Source organism: Lysinibacillus sp. (genome assembly GCF_032093475.1).
Classification (GTDB): domain Bacteria; phylum Bacillota; class Bacilli; order Bacillales_A; family Planococcaceae; genus Lysinibacillus; species Lysinibacillus irui.
In genome coordinates, this window is the sequence record NZ_DAMDAY010000005.1 from 1 (window position 1) to 6,053 (window position 6,053).

At 34.7% G+C, this 6,053-nt stretch carries 5 protein-coding genes, 1 pseudogene and 1 other annotated feature; of the genes and pseudogenes, 4 read left to right on the top strand and 2 right to left on the bottom strand.

Annotation, left to right across the window (positions count from 1 at the left end; genetic code table 11):
- From RT445_RS02160 to RT445_RS02175, 4 genes and pseudogenes are all read left to right on the top strand, one after another.
- A pseudogene (locus RT445_RS02160) lies at positions 1–256 on the top strand (S-layer homology domain-containing protein); the annotation flags it as partial.
- A 257-nt stretch (positions 257–513) separates the two neighbouring features.
- A complete protein-coding gene (locus RT445_RS02165; protein ID WP_274796940.1) occupies positions 514–1,740 on the top strand; it encodes a TolB family protein in 1,227 nt (408 codons plus the stop codon).
- Positions 1,741–1,938: 198 nt separating this feature from the next.
- Positions 1,939–2,352, top strand: a complete 414-nt coding sequence (locus tag RT445_RS02170; protein WP_313469554.1) for a hypothetical protein — start codon at positions 1,939–1,941, stop codon at positions 2,350–2,352.
- 323 nt (positions 2,353–2,675) lie between these two features.
- Entirely contained in the window at positions 2,676–2,921 is a 246-nt protein-coding gene (locus RT445_RS02175; protein ID WP_274796942.1) for a cold-shock protein, read from the top strand.
- Positions 2,922–3,098: 177 nt separating this feature from the next.
- Here RT445_RS02175 and aspS read toward each other — a convergent pair whose 3' ends face one another.
- Positions 3,099–4,391: an aspartate--tRNA(Asn) ligase gene (gene aspS, locus RT445_RS02180; protein WP_313469630.1), complete on the bottom strand. Its 1,293-nt coding sequence runs from the start codon at positions 4,389–4,391 to the stop codon at positions 3,099–3,101.
- A gap of 106 nt (positions 4,392–4,497) precedes the next feature.
- Positions 4,498–4,710, bottom strand: a binding site (T-box leader).
- 147 nt (positions 4,711–4,857) lie between these two features.
- The gene (locus tag RT445_RS02185) at positions 4,858–5,871 is read right to left on the bottom strand and encodes a DUF1835 domain-containing protein (protein WP_313469558.1); all 1,014 of its coding nucleotides are present in this window, start codon (positions 5,869–5,871) and stop codon (positions 4,858–4,860) included.
- Positions 5,872–6,053 lie beyond the last annotated feature (182 nt).

Consider the following 6,053-nt stretch of genomic DNA (forward strand, 5'->3'; position numbering starts at 1 on the left):
AATGGAACAGATTGGTGAAAATGAGATCAATGCTGTTTCTGTAAGTAATCATTTTGCTCAAGTCCGCATCGATAACTTAGTATATAAAGTATCTTTGACAGCTCCAGATATGTCTTTTAACACGACAATTGACTTATCAGGAACTGCTTATCTTAAGAAAAATGATGATGGTAAATGGAAAATTTATAATGTTGTTCTTGATGAAGATGACGATGACCAAGATTGGAAAGAAACATTAGAAACTGAGATCAACTAAGTACGAAAAAAGCGGATTCATCTCAAATCCGCTTTTTTTTCTTATTGTCTAACAATTCAACATCGTTTGCCTCTTGTTAAGAAAGGGTAAAGTCATCAATTTGATATTCCAATCATTTATGATATTCAATGAAAGGGCACGATTCTATAGATAGAATCGTGCTTTTTCTTTAGTATAAGTGCAGATTATGGGAATAGGATAATTGTTAGCTATTTGGGCAAAGTAATTGTTAAATCATTATTGTAGGAGAGATGGATGTGGGAATTCGAATTTTAATACTACTCACTCTACTCTGTTTTCATGTTTCATCGATAGCAAATGCTGAAACCCCACTAACAGCTGTATTTATCCGTGATCATCAGCTATGGCTCAAAGAGGGGAGTCAAGAAATACAACTTACGAAGGACCGCTATATATATTCGCCGAAATGGTCATATGACGGTCGTTTCATTGGATATATTGATGGTGATGAAAAGGGAGAAAAATCGGATTTATTCATTTATGATAGGAAGGAAAAAGACAGCTACCAACCTTACGTAAGGGTCGTAACCTCTGACTTTAAATGGTCACCGAACAAAAATCAGCTGGCCTACACCGAGCAAGGTATATTAAATGTGACAAATATACAGAATGGCCGCCCACAAGGATTTGAAAATGTCTCATTAGGTGTTAGTGCTTTTGAATGGTTTCCAAACGGCAAAGAATTTATTGTTTCATCACAATCCAACCTACTTCCTACAGGATGGAGCCCAATCCCACTGTATAGAATTCCGGTAGATGCAAATCTTGCGAAGGATAAGATAAAGCCTTTTTTTACAATTCAAACGAAAGTACCTGACTTATTTGGGATTGATGCCGATTATTTTAAGTGGAGTTCTGACGGCAAGTGGGTTAGCTTTTTAGTTGTACCTACAGCTTCTTGGTCAATGGACAGTAATACATTAAGTGTTTTATCATCACAAGGAAAATATTTTCAAGCTGTGGGGAAAATGTTAGGGTTTAAAGATTGGTTTAAGTGGGCTCCATTCGCCAATGAATTAGCTTATATATCAGGAGAAGGAAGATTTTTCGTTGAAAACAAGCACATGACGATTGCCGAAATACCTACAATTAAACAACAAAAAGAATATACACCTGAAGGCTTTGTAGACCTTGATCTGGAATGGTACTCTAAAGATTTAGTCATTGTGGCTCGTGCAAAAGAAAACAAGGAGTGGAAAGTCGGTCCTGTACCAACTATGTTCACAGCTCTTTACGCTATCAACATAAGAACGGGAGAGCAAAAACAAATTACATCTCCAGGGGAGAATGAACTTGACGAAGATCCTCAAGTTGTTGGACCCTATCTTACTTGGTTTCGAAAGAAGGCAGAGCAAATGAAAGGTGATGTATGGGTAAAAAATACTTTAACAGGTCAAGAGTATATTTGGCTCAAAAATGTAGATTATGCCCCAACATTTTTCACACCAAAGCAAAGCCCTTAAAAAATCTAACAACAAGCTGGCGCGATTCTTGAAAAAGAATGGTGCCTATTTCTATAGAGAGTGGTTATTTAGATATGGTTCTTCAAAGTTATAGAAATAATTGAGTTTTGTCCAATTCAATAGCCACCATCAATCTATTCAAAACGTATGAATAGCAATCCAACGGGAACAATAGTGATAAAATGGAGGGTTCGAAAGATGAGAAGACTTTTTGTATTAGTATTTATAGCTTTTATTACCTTGAATCTAACAGGTAATGTTGAAGAAGTTTTTGCAAATAGAGACAACGAAGAATTTAAAGATATTTATGAGAGAAAAGTTCCCCAAACATTTCATTTTACGTATGATTACGAAAATCTTTATAAGTTCCTTGATATGAGTGAAAAAGAATACAGGTCTGAATGGGATAGCGGAAAGACGATAGCTGAAATGGCCGAAAAACATGAGATCTATCCTCAACAATTGATATCATACCTAGCGGAAAAACAATTTGAAGCACTAGATAAAGCACTAAAGAATGGGGAAATTGACCGTTACTTTTATTATGATTACGCTATATCTTATATGAGGAGCGATATTATTGAGTTTATTAATCGAAATCCAAATAAATAAGAAAAAAATTTGATCCAAATGTTGATCGAGAAAAAGCTTCCCAATGCAAGGTTTAGGATGTTGTTACCTAACTTTGATTTGGGAATGCTTTTGCTGCATAAAGCACCTGCTAAAAAAGAGCTGCCAAAGCAACTCCATATCTTGAATTAAATGCCCTTCGCAAGATCAGGTACTATGCCAAAGCTCAATTTCTTATTTATTATCGTTACTCAGGCACATTTCTACAATTCGATTGTGCCAAATATTATATAAAAAGAGTTGTAAATGTTTATGTTAAAATCTAGGTGATTTAAGTAGTTGTGTGAATAGGAGGACAAAAAGATATGAAAAGAGAGGGAATAGTTAAATGGTTTAAAGAAGAAAAGGGGAATGGTCGTATTATGCTTGACGGAGAGAATAAAAATGATGTTTTCGTTCATTTCTGTTCAATCTTACCTGATAACGAAAGGTTTTCAGATGGATTCAGGTTTCTTAAAGAAGGACAAAAAGTATCATTCGATTTAATAGAAAAGCCTAATTCTACTGAACAGAAACAAGTTGCGGAGAATGTAATAATTAATTCTGATTAAAGTATGATTAATCATCAAGGGCATTTCTTTTTTCCTTCATAATGTTTCGATATCCAGGAAGAGGGAGGGCTAATTTGAAAAAGCCAAATTAATAAAAAGGGTTCCGAAGTTTCTTTCGTTATTAAAAAAGAAAACCCACTTATTTGAAGTGGGCTTAATAATTACCGAAATGATCATTCAAGGAGTTAATCTATTGATGTCTCGCGGGAAAGCACTTGCCTCCCGAACGTTCGTTAATCCAAGGAGTTTTGCTGTTAAACGTTCCAGACCAATAGCAAAACCTCCATGCGGTGGCACTCCATATTTGAATGTGTTTAAATAATTTTGGAAGTTTTCCTCGTTAAGTCCTTGTTCTCTGAATGATGCTACAAGCATTTCATATTCGTGAATTCGTTCGCCACCAGATGTGATTTCAAGACCTTTAAATAAGAGGTCAAAAGATTTAGTTAATCCATTTTTTGCAGGCATTGTATACATTGGTCTATTTTCTTTCGGGTACTCTGTAATAAAGACAAATTCACTCCCCGTCTTTTCTTTTATATAGTTTGCAATCAGTTTTTCTCCTTCAGTATTGAGGTCACCTTCTGGCATTTCTTTTTTATAACGCTTCTTTAAAATTTCTCTTGCTTCATATAATGATAGTTTTGGAATATCAGTTATAGTGGGGACCTCAATTTTCAAAAGCTTTAACTCGTTTTCATTTTTTTCTTTTACTTTTTCAAACATAAATTTTATAACTTCAGTTTCTAGCACCATTAATTCTTCATAATCTTCTATAAAAGCCATTTCAAGATCCAGAGAGATATATTCATTTAAATGTCTTGAAGAGTTGTGCTCTTCCGCACGGAAAACAGGACCCATTTCAAATACACGCTCAAGACCTGAAGCCACCATCATTTGTTTATAAAATTGAGGGGATTGTGCAAGGAATGCTTCTTTCCCAAAATAATTTAATTTAAAAACATTGGCGCCACCCTCCGCACCTTGAGAAACAATTTTGGGTGTAAAAATTCTGATAAAACCCATATTTGTTAAATATTCACGAAATGCCTCTTCAAGAGTTGATTTTATTTTAAAAATTGAAGCTATTTTTTCATGACGGAGTGATAATACCCGATGATTTAAAAGGTTCTCAAGTCCTGTGTTTACTTCTTTTTTATTTACTTCAAAAGGAAGTAAACTATTTTTGTTAATCACTTTTACTGACTTTAGAAGCAGTTCAATGCCAAGTCCTGTTTTATTTGTTGAAACGACTTCTCCGATAGCTTCGATAACACTTTCTGTTTCGATAATGATGCCAGCAAGTTCTCCTTCTAAAACACATTGCAGTTCACCAGTTCGCTCTCTTATCACTAAAAAACTGATATTTCCAAGGTGCCTTACTTTTTTTACCCAGCCTTGGACTTTTACCGTTTCTCCCACTTTTTTTATACACTCGTTGGCAAGTGTACGTTTTAGATTTGTATGCATGATGGTTACCTCCCAAATTTTTAATCCTTTTATTTTTTTATCATCATCGTCATCATCCACGGACACTCACCTCCTTAAAATAAAAAAGCTCCCGCCCCTGACATTTGTCAGGGACGAGAGCCTATCTCGCGGTACCACCCTAATTGCTGCATATGTAGCCAACTCATTGCTTTTAACGGTTGCAAACCGTCTATCCTTACTTATTTCAGGATACCACTCACAGATGTCTTTCAATCATTGTTTAACACAATCTTTTCAGCTACCGATTGCTCTCTTTCGTTAAAGGGAATGACATACTTATTCTGTTCTTCGTTTTTTAAATATTTGAAATTTATTATAGTCATACTTTTTTGTATTTTCAATAAAATTATTGGATTTTGCTAATAAATTTTTTAATGTGACCCCCAAATAGGGACCTTATTGTAGAAAAGTCCCTATAGTTCAAGTGGATTTTTTCACAAACTAGTCACCTTAGTTTCACACTATAATACCTCATTGCTTTAGGAATTCCCTTAATTTCAAAAACTCCATTATAAATTAGGCTTCTCACTCTATACTCTATAAAAACATCGCCTAATTGATTGTGCTGTCCATAAACTTCCCCGATTAACCTTGCAGATTTCATAAAGTCTTTTTCACTTTGCTTAGCATGCAAATGTTGTGCCGTATTGACAATAAAATCATCCAAGTAATCTTCATTAACCGTATTAATTTTGTTATTTTCCCAAATCCTCACCAAACCTTTTGATTCTGCTAATGCGATCCATTCTTTTTCAAATCGTGTTCTATCCTCATCAGTTATTGGTGCTGATAATTTTTCATGATAGATTTTGTTTAAGTGTTCACCGTTTACTTCGCCCGTATGGATATCTAAACACCCAAATTCAGGTGTGTTAAATAATTCCTGAAAAGCAAATGTAGTATTGATCACGAAAATCTTATTCTTTTTTTCTTTGAGCAAGTATAAAAGATAGCGTAAGCCAGTTTGCTCATTTGCATTTTCAGCAGTCCATATAACAATAGGGGTCTCATTGCTTAAACCATCTATTTCTATAAGTGTTTTTGAAAATCTATTTTCGTACTCTTCCTCAAGATAGTCATCGGAATAATTAAGATGGTCCTTCAACCATTCATGTCTGTACTTACGACCAACCTCTTGATGAAGTGCCCAAATAGGACCAACAGAAAAGAAATCGGGAAATCCGATTACTTTATTCTCACGCCCTAATCCTACTCGTAAAGAACCAGCAGGAGATTCGCCAAACACAATATGGACTGTTGAATAATCTCGCTCAACATGATTGCTATTTTGTACAACTTCAAAAAATAGATGGTATAAAGAATTTAATTGTTCTAACATTTCCTCTGGTGAATTCTTTGATTCCTGCATCACTTTTATTCGCAACATCATGCTTAATAAAAGGTTCTTTGCTTCGCTACCGCTTAAATCTTTTATTGATTTATGTATCTCTTCTAACACTAAAATTCACCTCGTTATTTATTGTTTCTTTGCGACCTACAAGATGCTCAACAGGCGGAGCAATAGGCACTGCTTCAACTAAAATATTAGCAATATTTTTAGCACCAGCTTTTGAAATAGTAAAGCATAGTTCATCTTCTTCTATCCACTGGTTTAAGTGCTATCCTTCACTTTCAGGGTTC

What these genes read in the sequence shown, in the direction of transcription:
- RT445_RS02170 (WP_313469554.1), top strand. Translation starts at nt 1,939, where the DNA reads ATGAGAAGACTTTTTGTATTAGTATTTATAGCTTTTATTACCTTGAAT.
- RT445_RS02175 (WP_274796942.1), top strand. Translation starts at nt 2,676, where the DNA reads ATGAAAAGAGAGGGAATAGTTAAATGGTTTAAAGAAGAAAAGGGGAAT.
- aspS (WP_313469630.1), bottom strand. Translation starts at nt 4,391, where the DNA reads ATGCATACAAATCTAAAACGTACACTTGCCAACGAGTGTATAAAAAAA.